15 protein-coding genes are annotated in these 14,476 nt (G+C 60.5%); 8 read left to right on the forward strand and 7 right to left on the reverse strand.

The features are described 5' to 3' along the window. The first annotated feature begins 114 nt into the window (after positions 1-114). Both ACM6I6_RS12015 and ACM6I6_RS12020 read left to right on the forward strand, forming a co-directional pair. Positions 115-333 (forward strand): PLD nuclease N-terminal domain-containing protein, encoded by a 219-nt coding sequence (locus ACM6I6_RS12015; RefSeq protein ID WP_274077584.1) that lies wholly within the window; start codon positions 115-117, stop codon positions 331-333. 128 nt (positions 334-461) lie between these two features. After that, positions 462-887, forward strand: coding sequence for a hypothetical protein (locus ACM6I6_RS12020; protein WP_274077583.1), 426 nt, complete (start codon positions 462-464; stop codon positions 885-887). 80 nt (positions 888-967) lie between these two features. On the opposite strand, the gene ACM6I6_RS12025 is transcribed toward ACM6I6_RS12020, so the two are convergent. The 4 genes from ACM6I6_RS12025 to ACM6I6_RS12040 all read right to left on the reverse strand — a co-directional run bounded on the left by ACM6I6_RS12025 (position 968) and on the right by ACM6I6_RS12040 (position 6,178). Further along, positions 968-1,516, reverse strand: a complete 549-nt coding sequence (locus tag ACM6I6_RS12025; RefSeq protein WP_007946335.1) for a cupin domain-containing protein — start codon at positions 1,514-1,516, stop codon at positions 968-970. Between the two features lie 271 nt (positions 1,517-1,787). After that, positions 1,788-3,071 carry an NAD(P)/FAD-dependent oxidoreductase gene (locus tag ACM6I6_RS12030; RefSeq protein ID WP_414919935.1) on the reverse strand — a complete coding sequence of 428 codons (1,284 nt, stop codon included), beginning with the start codon at positions 3,069-3,071 and terminating at the stop codon, positions 1,788-1,790. A gap of 52 nt (positions 3,072-3,123) precedes the next feature. Beyond that, positions 3,124-4,614 (reverse strand): aldehyde dehydrogenase, encoded by a 1,491-nt coding sequence (locus tag ACM6I6_RS12035; RefSeq protein WP_323608573.1) that lies wholly within the window; start codon positions 4,612-4,614, stop codon positions 3,124-3,126. 187 nt (positions 4,615-4,801) lie between these two features. Next, entirely contained in the window at positions 4,802-6,178 is a 1,377-nt protein-coding gene (locus ACM6I6_RS12040) for a glutamine synthetase family protein (RefSeq protein ID WP_274077580.1), read from the reverse strand. A 283-nt stretch (positions 6,179-6,461) separates the two neighbouring features. On the opposite strand from ACM6I6_RS12040, the gene ACM6I6_RS12045 reads away from it, so the two are divergent. The 5 genes from ACM6I6_RS12045 to ACM6I6_RS12065 all read left to right on the forward strand — a co-directional run bounded on the left by ACM6I6_RS12045 (position 6,462) and on the right by ACM6I6_RS12065 (position 11,668). Beyond that, a complete protein-coding gene (locus ACM6I6_RS12045) occupies positions 6,462-7,223 on the forward strand; it encodes a gamma-glutamyl-gamma-aminobutyrate hydrolase family protein (RefSeq protein ID WP_274077579.1) in 762 nt (253 codons plus the stop codon). Between the two features lie 359 nt (positions 7,224-7,582). After that, positions 7,583-8,725 (forward strand): polyamine ABC transporter ATP-binding protein, encoded by a 1,143-nt coding sequence (gene potA / locus ACM6I6_RS12050; protein WP_274077578.1) that lies wholly within the window; start codon positions 7,583-7,585, stop codon positions 8,723-8,725. A gap of 29 nt (positions 8,726-8,754) precedes the next feature. Further along, complete coding sequence (locus ACM6I6_RS12055) at positions 8,755-9,636, forward strand: ABC transporter permease subunit (protein WP_274077601.1); 882 nt, start codon at positions 8,755-8,757, stop codon at positions 9,634-9,636. After that, on the forward strand, positions 9,633-10,517 hold the full coding sequence (locus ACM6I6_RS12060) for an ABC transporter permease subunit (protein WP_406590837.1): 885 nt from the start codon (positions 9,633-9,635) through the stop codon (positions 10,515-10,517). The genes ACM6I6_RS12055 and ACM6I6_RS12060 overlap by 4 nt, the downstream gene beginning before the upstream one ends. 53 nt (positions 10,518-10,570) lie before the next feature. Beyond that, positions 10,571-11,668 (forward strand): polyamine ABC transporter substrate-binding protein, encoded by a 1,098-nt coding sequence (locus tag ACM6I6_RS12065; protein ID WP_414919936.1) that lies wholly within the window; start codon positions 10,571-10,573, stop codon positions 11,666-11,668. A gap of 210 nt (positions 11,669-11,878) precedes the next feature. Here ACM6I6_RS12065 and thpR read toward each other — a convergent pair whose 3' ends face one another. Beyond that, positions 11,879-12,418: an RNA 2',3'-cyclic phosphodiesterase gene (gene thpR, locus ACM6I6_RS12070; RefSeq protein WP_414919937.1), complete on the reverse strand. Its 540-nt coding sequence runs from the start codon at positions 12,416-12,418 to the stop codon at positions 11,879-11,881. 75 nt (positions 12,419-12,493) lie between these two features. Here thpR and ACM6I6_RS12075 point away from each other — a divergent pair, with 75 nt between their 5' ends. Then, positions 12,494-12,688, forward strand: coding sequence for a hypothetical protein (locus tag ACM6I6_RS12075; RefSeq protein ID WP_274077574.1), 195 nt, complete (start codon positions 12,494-12,496; stop codon positions 12,686-12,688). 15 nt (positions 12,689-12,703) lie between these two features. Here ACM6I6_RS12075 and ACM6I6_RS12080 read toward each other — a convergent pair whose 3' ends face one another. Together ACM6I6_RS12080 and ACM6I6_RS12085 are read right to left on the reverse strand one after the other, a co-directional pair. Then, the gene (locus ACM6I6_RS12080) at positions 12,704-13,057 is read right to left on the reverse strand and encodes a DUF1428 domain-containing protein (protein ID WP_323608568.1); all 354 of its coding nucleotides are present in this window, start codon (positions 13,055-13,057) and stop codon (positions 12,704-12,706) included. Positions 13,058-13,073: 16 nt separating this feature from the next. Continuing rightward, positions 13,074-14,141, reverse strand: a complete 1,068-nt coding sequence (locus ACM6I6_RS12085) for a hypothetical protein (protein WP_414919938.1) — start codon at positions 14,139-14,141, stop codon at positions 13,074-13,076. Positions 14,142-14,476 lie beyond the last annotated feature (335 nt).

The raw sequence follows: 14,476 nt of genomic DNA on the forward strand, positions 1-14,476 counted from the left end.
GAGATCCGACGAACGTTAGAGTGCGCCGATACCCCCATTCTAGAAAACCGCAAATTAACTGAACCCTGTGTCCACCAGCCCACCTAACTGAAAGACTATTCAGGAGGTGACTACATGCAGATCGAAACGACGTGGATTGTATTGGCAGCCGTTCTTCTGTTGATCGAGTTGTGGGCCATCAATCGGGTGCGCAAAAGCGCAGGCAAAGCGAGCAGCAAAGGCGTGTGGATGGTGGTGATCGTGTTTGTGCCGCTGATCGGGCTGATCCTGTGGGCCCTGGCGGGGCCAAAGCACATCGCTCACCACCCGGATCCAGCACAGGCCAGACAATAAGGCCGGGGAAATGCGTTAACGCTTCGTGACTGAGCGAAATGCATGGAACCACAGGCCACATCGGGGTTTCGAAACTTTATCAGCGCTGATCCTGGATCAAACAAGGCGCCATTGGAGAGGAAATCCCGATGAACACTAGACTGCTGCTTTTGCTCGCTGGCCTGTGCCCTGCCCTGGCGTACGCCGAAGGTTGCGACGTGCTGACCCGATCCCAAAGCGCTTCCATTCCCGTGGTGGAAAGTCATAGCTGCTATGAGTACGAAGGCATGCCAGTCAATTCCATCGACTGGTCATGCAGCAACGAGAGCAAGGAGATGCTGACCAGTACCAAGAAGAAAGTCGAACATTGTGACGATCATTACCAGGCCACCTGCATCGCCACCTTGACCCAGGAATCCCTGGCCAACCCTCATTCCACCAGCAAGGACAAGAACAGTCAGTCGGTCAACATTCCCGACAATGCCCAGGTCACGACGTATTACTACGGTGCCGAGCACATCGCCCAAGCCAAGATTGATTGCGAGTCGGGCGGTGGTCACTGGAAGACCAAATAAAAAAAACCGATGCCTGAGCGGGCATCGGTTTTTTATCAAGCGCCATGGATGATGCGCCGCCGGATCACGTCACGCCGTAATCAGAAGTTTGCCGGCGTGTTGGCGCTGATGATTTCCGCCTCATCCTGGCCGATATTGCGAAACTTGTGCGGCAAGGTCGTCGGAAAGTAATACCCGTCCCCGGCATTGAGCACACTGATCTGCCCATCCACCGTCAATTCGACGGTGCCACGGGTGACCAGACCGCACTCCTCGCCTTCCGAATGCACGATCGGCTCTTCCCCGGAACTGGCGCCCGGTGCGTATTGTTCGCGCAGCAGACGCATCTGCCGGCTTGGCACGGACGCGCCGATCAGCAGCAGGCGCAGGCCGTGGCGGCCGAGGTCGGGCTGTTCGTTGGCGCGGAAGACGTATTGGTGCTCGCGCGGCGGTTGATCGAAGGTGAAGAAGTCGGCCAGGGACATGGGGATGCCTTCGAGCAGCTTTTTCAGCGAGCTGACGGAAGGACTGACGCGATTCTGCTCGATCAGGGAAATGGTGGCATTGGTGACGCCGCTACGCCGGGCCAGCTCGCGCTGGGACAGTTTGTAGCTTTCGCGTACTAATTTGAGTCGTGAGCCCGTGTCCATGACAGCCTTATGTGCTTGGTACGCAAGGGTAATGGGGGTGGAGAGCAGGCGTGGATCGCGCCGTTTTCCTGTCCCGGAAACGTGAAAGGCGGCTATTAAATCACGTTTGTGGGTGTTGCTGTAGGAGCTGCCGCAGGCTGCGATCTTTTGATCTTGATCTTGAAAAGCAAGATCAAAAGATCGCAGCCTGCGGCAGCTTCTACACGGGAACGTGGTGTTTCAGGTAAAAAGCCGGTGGCCTTCCTGGGGTTGACCACCGGCGAGGTAAAGCTTAGATCCCGAAACGGTCGCGCAGCGAGTAGTACACCGCGCCCAGGGCGGTCAACGGCGCCGAGAAGGTGCGCCCGCCGATCATCGGCATGTGCGGCAGCGAGGCGAAGGCGTCGAAGCGTTCGGCGTCACCGCGGATCATTTCCGAAATCAGCTTGCCCGCCAGGTGCGAACAGGTGACGCCGTGGCCGCTGTAGCCCTGCATGTAGTAGGCGTTTTTCTCGATACGGCCGAATTGCGGCATGCGCGACATGGTCAGCAGGAAATTGCCGGTCCAGCGGTAGTCGATCTTCACGTCCTTCAACTGCGGGAAGGTCTTGAGGATTTTCGGGCGGATCAGTTGTTCGATGTCGTCCGGCTCACGGGCGCCGTAGACCACGCCGCCGCCGTAGAGCAGGCGGTTGTCGGCGGTCAGGCGGTAGTAATCGAGCAGGTAGTTGCAGTCTTCGACGCAGTAGTTGTTCTTGATCAGGCTGCGGGCCTGCTTTTCCGACAACGGCTCGGTGACGACAATCTGCGAACCGCACGGCATGCTCTTGCTGGTCACGCGGTTGTCCAGGCCCTGCGGCAGGTAAGCGTTACCGGCGATCAGCAGGTACTTGGCCTTCACCACGCCTTTGGCGGTGCGTACGGTGATCGGCTCGCCGTAGGTGATTTCCACCGCCGCCGATTGCTCGTAGATCTTGCCGCCCAGGCCGATGATCGCCGAAGCCTCGCCCAGCGCCAGGTTCAGCGGGTGAATGTGCCCGCCCTGCATGTCCAGCAGGCCGCCGACGTAGGCGTCGGAACCGACTTCGCGCTGGATGTCATCCTTGCCGAGCATCGTCAGGTTCTTGTTGCCGTAGCGTTCCCAGCCCTTCTTCTGTTCGGCCAGGCCCTTGAGCTGCTTCTTGTTCATCGCGGCGAAGATACCGCCCGGACGGTAATCGCACTGGATGTCGTAGTGCTGTATGCGCTGGCGAATGATGTCGGCGCCTTCGAAGATCATGCTGCCGAGGACTTCGGCGGTCTTGTCGCCGTAGCGCTCCTCGATGACATCGACGTCACGGCTATAAGAGTTGACCAGTTGGCCACCGTTGCGACCGCTGGCGCCGAAGCCGACTTTGGCGGCTTCGAGCACGGTGACGCTGTAGCCCGCTTCAGCGAGGAACAGTGCCGAGGACAGGCCGGTATAGCCGGCGCCGATCACGCAGACGTCGCAGTCCACCGCGCCTTCCAGCACCGGGAAATCACCGGTGAAGTTGCGGGTGGCGGCGTAGTAGCTGTTTACATGTGCTTGTTTCATAAGTTTCTCCGATGGCCGCCGCAAAGAGCCGGCGACCGCCGCTTTATTGTTATTAGAGCTTGATCCAGGTCGCTTTCAGTTCGGTGTACTTGTCGAACGCATGCAGCGATTTGTCCCGGCCATTGCCCGACTGCTTGAACCCGCCGAACGGCGCGGTCATGTCGCCGCCGTCGTACTGGTTGACCCAGATGCTGCCGGCACGCAGGCCACGGGCGAAGGTGTGGGCCCTGCTCAGGTTGCTGGTCCACACGCCGGCGGCCAGTCCGTAGATACTGTCGTTGGCGATCGCCAGGGCTTCTTCAGGGGTGTCGAAGGTGATCACCGACAACACCGGGCCGAAAATTTCTTCCTGGGCGATGGTCATGGCGTTGGTCACGCCGTCAAAAATCGCCGGCTCGACGTAGAGACCGCCGGTGTCTTCGAGGGTGCGGCTGCCGCCCGCGATCAACCGGGCGCCCTGCTCCTTGCCGATGTCGATGTAGCGCAGCACGTTGTCCAGTTGACGCTGGTCCACCACCGCGCCGACGGTGGTCGCAGGATCGAGCGCGTGCCCCGGTTTCCAGCCTTGCAGGGCCTCCACCAGCAGCGGGATGAACTGCTCGCGGATGGAGCGCTCCACCAGCAGACGCGAGCCGGCGGTGCAGACCTCGCCCTGGTTGAAGGCAATGGCCCCGGCGGCGGCCTGCGCGGCGGCGCGCAAGTCCGGCGCATCGGCGAACACCACGTTGGCGCTCTTGCCACCGGCTTCAGCCCAGACGCGTTTCATGTTGCTTTGCCCGGCATAGATCATCAGTTGCTTGGCAATCGCCGTGGAGCCGGTGAAGGCCAGCACGTCGACGTCCATGTGCAACGCCAGCGCCTTGCCGACGGTGTGGCCGAAACCCGGCAGCACGTTGAACACGCCTTTGGGGATGCCCGCATCCAGCGCCAGCTGCGCGATGCGAATGGCTGTCAGCGGCGACTTTTCCGAAGGCTTGAGGATGAACGAGTTGCCCATCGCCAGGGCCGGGGCGAATTTCCAGCTGGCCATGATCAGCGGGAAGTTCCACGGCACGATGGCCGCTACTACGCCGGCCGCTTCGCGCGTCACCAGGCCCAGTTGGTCGTGGGGGGTGGCGGCCACTTCGTCGTAGATCTTGTCGATGGCTTCGGCGGTCCAGCGGATCGCATTGGCGGTGGCCGGAATGTCGATGGCCAGCGAATCGCCGATCGGCTTGCCCATGTCGAGGGTTTCGAGCAGCGCCAGTTCTTCCTGGTTGGCCAGGATCAGGTCGGCGAAGCGGATCAGGATGCGCTTGCGCTCGGCCGGGGCCAGCCCGGACCAGACGCCGGATTCGAAGGTGCGGCGGGCGACGGCGACGGCCAGGTTGGCGTCGGCTTCGTCGGTGCTGGCGACGTTGGCCAGGAAACGGCCGTCTACCGGGCTGATGCATTCGAACGTCGCACCGCTGGCGGCTGCGCAGTATTGGCCGTCAATGAAGGCACGGCTTTCGATTGTCAGGGACTGGAAGCGTTGCTCCCAGTCGCTGCGAGTAGTTGTCATGGTTGTGACTCGACGCAGGGGAATAGGTGATCGTCAGGCCGACGCCCGCCAATTCAAATTTGAAATGCGATCCCTGTGGGAGCGGGCTTGCTCGCGAAGGCGCCGGCACATCCAATATTGATGTCGCCTGACACTCCGCTTTCGCGAGCAAGCCCGCTCCCACATTTGATCGTGTTGAACCGACTAATCAGACGGTATGCAAGTACCAGTTGTACTCAAGGTCGGAGATGGAGTTCTCGAACTCGGCCAGCTCGCTTTCCTTGCACGCCACGAACACGTCGATGTACATCGGGTCGATGTACTTGGCCATGACTTCGCTGTCGTCCAGCTCGCGCAGGGCATCGCGCAGGTTGTTCGGCAGGCTCTGCTCGTTCTGCTCGTAGCTGTTGCCTTCCACCGGGGCGCCCGGCTCGATCTGGTTGGTCAGGCCGTGGTGCACGCCGGCCAATACCGAGGCCATCAACAGGTACGGGTTGGCATCGGCACCGGCCACGCGGTGTTCGATGCGCACGGCATCCGGTGAACCGGTTGGCACGCGGACCGCCACGGTACGGTTGTCGACGCCCCAGCTCGGCGAGTTCGGCACGTAGAACTGCGCGCCGAAGCGACGGTAGGAGTTGACGTTCGGGCAGAGGAACGCCATCTGCGCCGGCAGGGTCTCGAGCACACCGCCGATCGCGTGACGCAGCGCGGCGTTCTGCTCGGGATCCTCGCTGGCAAAGATGTTGTTGCCTTCCTTGTCGAGAATCGAAATGTGCACGTGCAGACCGTTACCCGCCTGGCCCGGATACGGCTTGGCCATGAAGGTGGTGTCCATCTCGTGGTCGTAGGCGATGTTTTTCACCAGACGCTTGAGCAGGACCGCGTAGTCGCATGCCTTTATAGGGTCGGCCACGTGGTGCAGGTTGACTTCGAACTGCGCCGGGGCGCTTTCCTTGACGATGGCGTCAGCCGGGATGCCCTGCTCTTTCGCGCCTTCGAGGATGTCTTGCAGGCAGTCGACGTACTCGTCGAGGTCGTCGATCAGGTACACCTGGGTCGACATCGGACGCTTGCCGGACACCGGCGAACGTGGCGACTGCGGACGACCGTTCACGTTGTCCTGGTCGATCAGGTAGAACTCCAGTTCGAACGCGGCGCAGATGGTCAGGCCCATCTCGTCGAACTTGCGCACCACGTTGGCCAGGACTTCCCGCGGGTCGGCGAAGAATGGCTGGCCTTCGAGTTCGTGCATGGTCATCAGCAGTTGCGCGGTTGGGCGCTTCTGCCATGGCTCGATGCTCAGGGTGCCGGGGATCGGGTAGCAGATCCGGTCGGAGTCGCCGATGTCCAGACCCAGGCCGGTGCTTTCCACCGTGGAGCCATTGATGTCCAGGGCAAACAGGGACGCCGGCAGGTTGATGCCTTTCTCGTAAACCTTATGAAGACTGGTGCGTTCGATGCGCTTACCGCGCACCACACCGTTCATATCCGCAATCAGAAGGTCGACGTACAAAACCTCAGGATATTTCTTAAGGAATGCGTTTGCTTCGTTGAGTTGAACGGTACGCAGAGGGACCGACATGATGCACCTATTTTTTACTGTTAATTATTATGTTCACCGCCCTTTCACGTAGCCAGTCAATCCGAAAGACAAAGTGAAGTCAATAGCGAACACCTTGCCTTTAAACGTTTATTTTCGGGCCTCTCAGAGGCACGAGAGTGCCAGATCATCCCTGGAACACGCGTAAATCCTCAGCTTCGGACGTGCGGCGTTTAGAATTTTTTACATGAGAGTTGTTAATTAAAATCAACAAGGCTAAGCTCCGGAAAAGCTCGTTCAAGTGTGAAACTTCGAGGTGATAAAAATGGCATTCAAGCCATTGATCGGCGTTACTGCATGCGTCAAACAGATTGGCCTGCACCCCTACCATGTCAGCGGCGACAAGTACTTGCGTGCTGTCAGCGTTGCGGCACTGGGGCTGCCTGTCGTCATTCCTTCCCTGGGCGAACTGACCGAAATCGAGGACCTGCTCCCGCAGCTCGATGGTCTGTTGCTGACCGGCTCGCCATCGAATGTGGAACCCTTCCACTATCAAGGCCCCGACAGCGCTCCCGGCACGGAACACGATCCCCAGCGGGATCGCACCACCCTTCCCCTGATTCGCGCGGCCATCGCCGCTGGCGTTCCCGTGCTCGGCATCTGCCGCGGCTTCCAGGAGATGAACGTGGCGTTCGGTGGCAGCCTGCATCAGAAGGTCCATGAACTTCCCGGCTTCCTCGATCATCGCGAGGCCAACCATCCGGATCTGGCGGTGCAATACGCACCGGCCCATGCCGTCGATGTGCAACCGGGCGGTGTGTTCCAGGCGCTGGATCTGCCGCCGGTGTTCCAGGTCAATTCGATTCACAGCCAAGGGATCGACCGACTCGCTCCCGGCCTGCGCGCCGAAGCACTCGCGCCGGATGGCTTGATCGAAGCGGTCTCGGTGGAGAACAGCAAGGCATTTGCCCTCGGTGTGCAATGGCACCCGGAATGGCAGGTGCTGGACAACCCGCCCTACCTGAAGATCTTCCAGGCGTTTGGCGACGCGTGCCGGCAACGGGCGGCGCTGCGTAACTCACGCTGACGCCATAAACGATCAAACCATTTACTGCCCCCGCGAGCGGGCAGGCGGGCTTTTGCGCGCCTCTCGCCCGCGAAAACAACACACTGCAATAACAACAAGCACTACCAGGCAGCCAGGACGGCGGCGCCGAATTAACCCGAGTGGAGTGCCCGTCAGGCATGCGCAATACCTTGTAGGAGCTGGCTTGCCAGCGAAGAGGCCCTTTCAGCCGACATCATCGTTGACTGGAAAGCCGCCTTCGCTGGCAAGCCAGCTCCTACAGAGACCGCGTCCTGATTGGCGCCTTACTGCAGGGTTTGCAATCAACTATTAAGTCAGGCCGCGTTGGCCCGACGACTGAAACCTGTTGGGAGTTTCACATGGCAAACGCCTCCAGCATCTACAGGAAGGCTCTTGAGGGTCACCAGGCACCGAAAAAGGTGTTGGTGAAAGTCGATCGCGTCACCAAGAAATTCGACGAGACCACCGCCGTGGACGATGTGTCCCTGGAAATCCATCAGGGCGAGATCTTTGCCCTGCTCGGTGGTTCCGGTTCCGGCAAATCGACGCTGCTGCGCATGCTCGCCGGCTTCGAGCGCCCGACCGAAGGCCGGATCCTGCTCGACGGCGTCGACATCACCGACATGCCGCCCTACGAGCGGCCGATCAACATGATGTTCCAGTCCTACGCCCTGTTCCCGCACATGACGGTGGCGCAGAACATCGCCTTCGGCCTCAAGCAGGATCGTTTGCCCGCCGCTGAAATCGACGCCCGTGTGGAAGAAATGCTGCGCCTGGTGCACATGACCCAGTACGCCAAGCGCAAACCCCATCAGTTATCAGGCGGCCAGCGTCAGCGTGTAGCCCTGGCCCGCTCCCTGGCAAAGCGTCCGAAGCTGCTGTTGCTCGACGAACCCATGGGCGCGCTGGATAAAAAGCTGCGCTCGCAGATGCAGCTGGAGCTGGTTGAGATCATCGAGCGCGTCGGCGTGACCTGCGTCATGGTGACCCACGACCAGGAAGAAGCCATGACCATGGCCCAGCGCATCGCGATCATGCACCTGGGCTGGATCGCCCAGATCGGCAGCCCGGTCGACATCTATGAAGCGCCGGTCAGCCGCATGGTCTGCGAATTCATCGGCAACGTGAACGCCTTCGAAGGCACCGTGGTGGAAGACCTGGAAGGCCACGCGATCATTCACAGCGCGGACCTGGAGCAGAAGATCTACGTCGGCCATGGCGTCAGTACGTCAGTGCAGGACAAGTCGATCACCTACGCCATCCGCCCGGAAAAACTGCTGGTCAGCACCACCCAGCCGGACGCCCGCTACAACTGGTCCAGCGGCAAGGTGCATGACATCGCCTACCTCGGCGGTCACTCGGTGTTCTACGTCAAGTTGCCGGGCGGCAAGGTCGTGCAATCGTTCATGGCCAACGCCGAGCGCCGTGGTGCGCGTCCGACCTGGGACGATCAGGTCTACGTGTGGTGGGAAGACGACAGCGGCGTGGTACTGCGCGCATGAAAACCTTCAATCAGCAATTGCTGCGCCTGGTGCCCAGCGGACGAAAACTGGTCATCGGCATCCCATTCCTGTGGCTGTGCCTGTTCTTCCTGTTGCCGTTCTTCCTGGTGATGAAGATCAGCTTCTCGGAAGCGGCCCTGGCCATTCCGCCCTACTCGGAGATCTACACCTACGCCGAGCAGAAATTCAACCTGTTGCTCAACATCGGCAACTACACCTTGCTGGGCGAAGACGAGTTGTACCTGTCGGCTTACCTCGGTTCGTTGAAGGTTGCATTGCTCAGCACGCTGATGTGCCTGGTGATCGGTTTTCCGATGGCCTATGCCATCACCAAGACCAGCAAGGAAGCGCAAAACGTCCTGCTGCTGTTGATCATGATGCCGACCTGGACCGCAATCCTGATCCGCGTTTACGCGTGGATGGGCATTCTCAGCAACAACGGCTTGCTCAATGGTTTCCTGATGTGGACCGGGCTGACTTCGCACCCGATCGAGATCCTCAACACCAACACCGCTGTTTATATCGGCGTGGTCTATGCGTATCTGCCGTTCATGGTGCTGCCGCTGTACGCCAACCTGGTCAAGCACGATGGCAGCCTGCTGGAAGCCGCGTCCGACCTGGGCTCGAGCAACTTCAACAACTTCTGGAAAATCACCGTGCCGCTGGCCAAGAACGGCATCATCGCAGGCTGCATGCTGGTGTTTATTCCGGTGGTGGGTGAGTTCGTGATTCCGGAGCTGTTGGGCGGTCCCGAGACCCTGATGATCGGCCGCGTGCTGTGGCAGGAGTTCTTCAACAACCGCGACTGGCCGGTGGCGTCCGCCCTGGCGGTGGTGATGCTGTTGATCCTGATTGTGCCGATCCTGCTGTTCAACCGCAGTCAAGCCAAAGAGATGGAGGCACGGGGATGAAACGCTTCGGATTTTCAAAGTTCATGCTGTTTTTCGGCCTGTCGTTCATCTACCTGCCGATGCTGATCCTGGTGATCTACTCGTTCAACGCCTCGAAGCTGGTGACGGTGTGGGGTGGCTGGTCGTTCAAGTGGTACGCCGGCCTGCTCGACAACTCGCAACTGATGGGCTCGGTGCTGCGTTCCCTGGAGATCGCCTGCTACACCGCGATTGCCGCCGTCGCACTGGGCACGCTGGCCGCGTTCGTGCTGACGCGCGTCACCCGCTTCAAGGGCCGCACGCTGTTCGGCGGCCTGGTGACAGCGCCGCTGGTGATGCCGGAAGTGATCACCGGTCTGTCGCTGTTGCTGCTGTTCGTGGCCATGGCGCAGATGATCGGCTGGCCGATGGAGCGTGGCATCGTCACGATCTGGATCGCCCACACCACGTTTTGTGCCGCCTACGTTGCGGTGGTAGTCTCCGCCCGCCTTCGCGAGCTGGACCTGTCCATCGAAGAAGCGGCCATGGACCTGGGTGCCAAGCCGTTCAAGGTGTTTTTCCTGATCACCATCCCGATGATCGCGCCATCACTGGCGGCCGGCGGCATGATGTCGTTCGCCCTGTCGCTGGATGACCTGGTGCTGGCGAGCTTCGTCTCGGGCCCGGGCTCCACCACCCTGCCGATGGAAGTGTTCTCGGCGGTGCGCCTGGGCGTGAAACCGGAGATCAACGCCGTGGCCAGCCTGATCCTGTTGGCCGTGTCGATCGTGACCTTCATGGTCTGGTACTTCAGCCGCCGTGCCGAAGCCAGCCGTAAGCGAGCGATCCAGGAAGCGATGGACCAGACGGCGAGCGAATCCTGGCAACAACCGAAAAAGCAAATGGTAGAAGCGACGGCCTAGGCCGTCGCGTTTCACAGATTTTGCGTTTGAATAAAAAGAATGGAGTTGTACCGATGAAAATGTTTGGCAGGACTCTGCTGACACTGTCCTTATTGGGCGCGATCGCCTCGGGCGCCCAGGCCAATGACAAGGTTCTGCGCGTCTATAACTGGTCGGATTACATTGCCCCGGACACCGTCAAGAAGTTCGAAGACGAGACCGGCATCCGCGTGACCTACGATGTGTTCGACAGCAACGAAACCCTGGAGGCCCGCCTGCTGGCGGGCAAGTCCGGCTACGACCTGGTCGTGCCGTCCAACAGCTTCCTGGCCAAGCAGATCAAGGCCGGGGTCTACCAGGAGCTGGACAAGTCGAAGCTGCCGAACTGGAAAAACCTCAATCCGGTGCTGCTGAAAAACGCCTCCGCCAGCGACCCGGATAACGCCCACGCCTTCCCGTACATGTGGGGCTCGATCGGCATCGGCTTCAACCCGCAGAAGGTCAAGGAAGTGCTCGGCGCCAACGCCCCGACCAACTCCTGGGACCTGCTGTTCAAGCCGGAAAACGCGGAAAAGCTCAAGGCCTGCGGCATCAGTTTCCTCGATTCGCCCACCGAGATGATCCCGGCCGCCCTGCACTACCTGGGCTACCCGGTGAACGATCAGGACAAGGCGCACATCGCCGAAGCCGAAGCGCTGTTCATGAAAATCCGCCCGTCGGTGGCGTATTTCCATTCCTCGAAGTACATCTCGGACCTGGCCAACGGCAACATCTGCGTAGCCGTCGGTTATTCCGGTGACGTGCTGCAGGCCAAGGCCCGCGCCGAGGAAGCCGGGGACAAGGTGAAGATCGACTACAGCATCCCGAAGGAAGGCGCCGGCAGCTTCTATGACATGGTCGCCATCCCGCGCGATGCCGCCAACGTCGACAACGCCTACCAGTTCATGAACTTCCTGATGCGCCCGGACATCATCGCCGAGATCACCAACAACATCGGCTACAGCAACGCCAACTCGGCCGCGACGCCGTTGGTGGATGAGGCGATTCGCAACGAACCGGGCTCGTATCCGCCAGAAGCGGTGATGGCGACCTTGTATGCCGTTCCTGACCAGCCGATTGCGGTGCAGCGGATCATGACCCGGGGCTGGACCAAGGTGAAGTTGGGTAAGTAATTCTGCTCTGGTAGGAGCTGCCGCAGGCTGCGATCTTTTGATCTTTGCTTTTTCAAGATCAAGATCAAAAGATCGCAGCCTGCGGCAGCTCCTACAGGGGGTTGCGTACATTTTTTATATTCATGCAGCGCCTTACCACCGCTGCATCACTCACCTGGCTCCTCGGTTAAGGTGAAGTTTGGCGCCCTCGGGCGCCTTTTTTGTTTTGGCTCAGGCACCGCTCAACGGCCACTCGGCTAACGCTCGATAGCGGCCCTTGTGGGATTCGAACAAGGTGAAGCGCTCGGCACGCAGGAAAAATTCGGGTGGCGTAGCGGACTCCGGCACCGGCGCCCGGTAGTCACGTGTCAGGGTCAAATGCGGGCGAAATTCCCGGGGGGCATCTTCCAGGCCAAACGGCAACAAGGCCTGCTCCAGGTCATACACCAGCCGTAACAACGCCGGCGATGCCTGTTCGGGTGCCAGCACCAGGACCCCTGCCCTGCGCCAGACATCCAGGCGATCCAGCTCCACGGTCAGGCGTTCCCCCGGCGTGCGCACAGACGCGGCTGCGCTGCAGATGTCGGCAATCTGCGCGATCTCCACCGCCCCGAGAAACTTCAGGGTCAGGTGAAAATTTTCCACCGGCACCGGGCGCCCGCTACGCAGTTGCAAGGCACTGCGCCATTGGCCGATGGCCTTGCGCAGTGCGGGTGCGCAGTCCAGCGCGAAAAACAGCCGTTTGAAAGGTTCGTGGATGTCGTCATTCATGCGGGGTCTCTCGTTTCTGGCGTCTGCCGGCATGCCAGTTATAGTTGATGCAAGCGAAATCAACCGGAGGCAAGTATGCGCCAGATCCTCAGCAAGGAACCTTGGTGGGCCGCGCCGCCAGAGCCAGGCCAGGACGAAATGGAATTGGATTGGGGCTGGCTGGTGCATTACAGCGAAGGCGAGCCGCGTTTCGAGTTCATCCGCGAGCGCCCGAGCGATCACGAAATCCGCAACCGCAAGAGCTGCCGGATCACCCCTGCGGCGGAGTGACCCGACGGTGCCGGTTCAAGCCTTCACGATCATTTCAAACCCGCCGAAAATCATCCTTTGACCATCGAACGGCATCGGATTGACGTCCGGTTGCACCCGCGGATCGGTCATCAGTTTCGCCATCCCGGCGTCACGGGTGGCCTTGTCCGGCCAGACGATCCAGGAAAATACCACGGTTTCATCCTCCTTGAGTTTCACCGCCATGGGAAACGAGGTCACCTTGCCGTCGGGGACGTCGTCGCCCCAGCACTCGGCGAGGCTGAGCGCGCCGTTCTCGATGAAAATGGCAGCGGCCATGTCGGCGTGCTGCCTGAATTTTTCGCGGTTGGCGGTGGGTACGGCAATGACAAAACCATCGACATAAGACATGAGCGTTCTCCTTGGATCATGGGTTGAGCTGCTGGTTAGTCGACTGGGTCGGACTCCAATCGACAGATCCCGCATCCGGACCGACCGACGGTTGCGCGCTCTGCGCCAGGTTCCCTTCTATCTGTGAGGCCATGTACAGGGTGCTCGCCATGACACCGGTGGTCGGGTTCTGCAGCAGCTTGGTCCAGGCCTTGTCGAACGTGTTACCCAGGCTGCTGCGAATCAACGCTTCGCTGTCGGGCCGGTCGTTGGCCTGGATGATCGCCCGCACGCCCGCAACGCCAACAGAGATCAACGCACCGGCGAGTTTCCCGGCGGCCGCCGCTACCGCACTGGCCGCCCCGCGCGGAGCCATCTCCGCTTCAATGCGTTTACTGGCGCGTTTGGCCACCGGGGCCATGGCCGTGTCGGTCGAGCCGACGCCCTTGTCGCCACCGGCCTTGTGCACCTTGTCGACCAGCGCGGCGTACGCCGGCAACGTGGCCAACTGTTCAGTGTGCACCACCTGGAACAGCGAGGCGTCCCTGGCGGACGGCGGTCCGAGAGCAATCGCCGGAATTTTCCGCACGCGACCATTGAGCTGGGCCATCGGCACGCCATGGCGCTGGGAAATCTTCTGCAGTTCTTCCTTGAGAATGTCCACGTAGAACGCTGCTGCCAAGGTGAGGATCGCGTCCGGGTCGACCTCGAGCGCCGCCGGGGCCAGCACTTTTTCCTGGTACTTCTCCAGCAGGTAGGCCGCCAGGCGTTTTTCCGAGGCATTTTGCTCGTCCCTGGAACTACTGATGGAGTACCAGCTGACCTTCATCGACAGCCATTCCTGGGTCCAGTAACTGCTGAACCAGGGAATGAAGTTTTCTTCGGTCAGTTGATAGACCCGCGTGCGCCAGTAATCCATGGCCCCGCGGGCGTAGATTTTTGCCTGATCGGTGGCCGATTGCGACGCATCGACAATCTCCCGGTCCACCTGCTGCCAGGTGCTGGGAGACACCATGATCTGCGGCACTTCCACCGGGGCAGGCGGGGCCGTGGCGCATCCCGCCAACACCACCAGCACGGCGACGATCAGCGAACGCAGGTTCAAGATCGCGGTTTCCTGAAAATGTGAGCCGAACGGGAGGTTCGGCGTTCAGAGGCCCCTGGTTAAAGTATAGGTCTGATGGTGCTCTTGAGGCCGCCATCGCCAGCAGGCTGGCTCCCACAGTGGATCGGGGTGGAACACAAGTCTTGTGAACACCCATAACCCCTGTGGGAGCCAGCCTGCTGGCGATGGGGCCATCAAGGACACCAACAAATCCGGAGCATCACTCCCATCGATATTCACCATTGCCACGATTGCCTTCCGCCCACCGACCGTCAGCGTAGGATCAATTCCAACCCAACACCAATCCCTGTAGCGGAGGGTCGAACCATGCTGAT

This window comes from Pseudomonas sp. IT-P218 (assembly GCF_949767605.1).
GTDB classification, from domain to species: domain Bacteria; phylum Pseudomonadota; class Gammaproteobacteria; order Pseudomonadales; family Pseudomonadaceae; genus Aquipseudomonas; species Aquipseudomonas putida_AE.

Excerpts from the sequence above, each read along its gene's own strand:
- ACM6I6_RS12015 (WP_274077584.1), top strand. The coding sequence starts at position 115 with ATGCAGATCGAAACGACGTGGATTGTATTGGCAGCCGTTCTTCTGTTG.
- ACM6I6_RS12020 (WP_274077583.1), top strand. The coding sequence starts at position 462 with ATGAACACTAGACTGCTGCTTTTGCTCGCTGGCCTGTGCCCTGCCCTG.
- ACM6I6_RS12025 (WP_007946335.1), bottom strand. The coding sequence starts at position 1,516 with ATGGACACGGGCTCACGACTCAAATTAGTACGCGAAAGCTACAAACTG.
- ACM6I6_RS12030 (WP_414919935.1), bottom strand. The coding sequence starts at position 3,071 with ATGAAACAAGCACATGTAAACAGCTACTACGCCGCCACCCGCAACTTC.
- ACM6I6_RS12035 (WP_323608573.1), bottom strand. The coding sequence starts at position 4,614 with ATGACAACTACTCGCAGCGACTGGGAGCAACGCTTCCAGTCCCTGACA.
- ACM6I6_RS12040 (WP_274077580.1), bottom strand. The coding sequence starts at position 6,178 with ATGTCGGTCCCTCTGCGTACCGTTCAACTCAACGAAGCAAACGCATTC.
- ACM6I6_RS12045 (WP_274077579.1), top strand. The coding sequence starts at position 6,462 with ATGGCATTCAAGCCATTGATCGGCGTTACTGCATGCGTCAAACAGATT.
- potA (WP_274077578.1), top strand. The coding sequence starts at position 7,583 with ATGGCAAACGCCTCCAGCATCTACAGGAAGGCTCTTGAGGGTCACCAG.
- ACM6I6_RS12060 (WP_406590837.1), top strand. The coding sequence starts at position 9,633 with ATGAAACGCTTCGGATTTTCAAAGTTCATGCTGTTTTTCGGCCTGTCG.
- ACM6I6_RS12065 (WP_414919936.1), top strand. The coding sequence starts at position 10,571 with ATGAAAATGTTTGGCAGGACTCTGCTGACACTGTCCTTATTGGGCGCG.
- thpR (WP_414919937.1), bottom strand. The coding sequence starts at position 12,418 with ATGAATGACGACATCCACGAACCTTTCAAACGGCTGTTTTTCGCGCTG.
- ACM6I6_RS12075 (WP_274077574.1), top strand. The coding sequence starts at position 12,494 with ATGCGCCAGATCCTCAGCAAGGAACCTTGGTGGGCCGCGCCGCCAGAG.
- ACM6I6_RS12080 (WP_323608568.1), bottom strand. The coding sequence starts at position 13,057 with ATGTCTTATGTCGATGGTTTTGTCATTGCCGTACCCACCGCCAACCGC.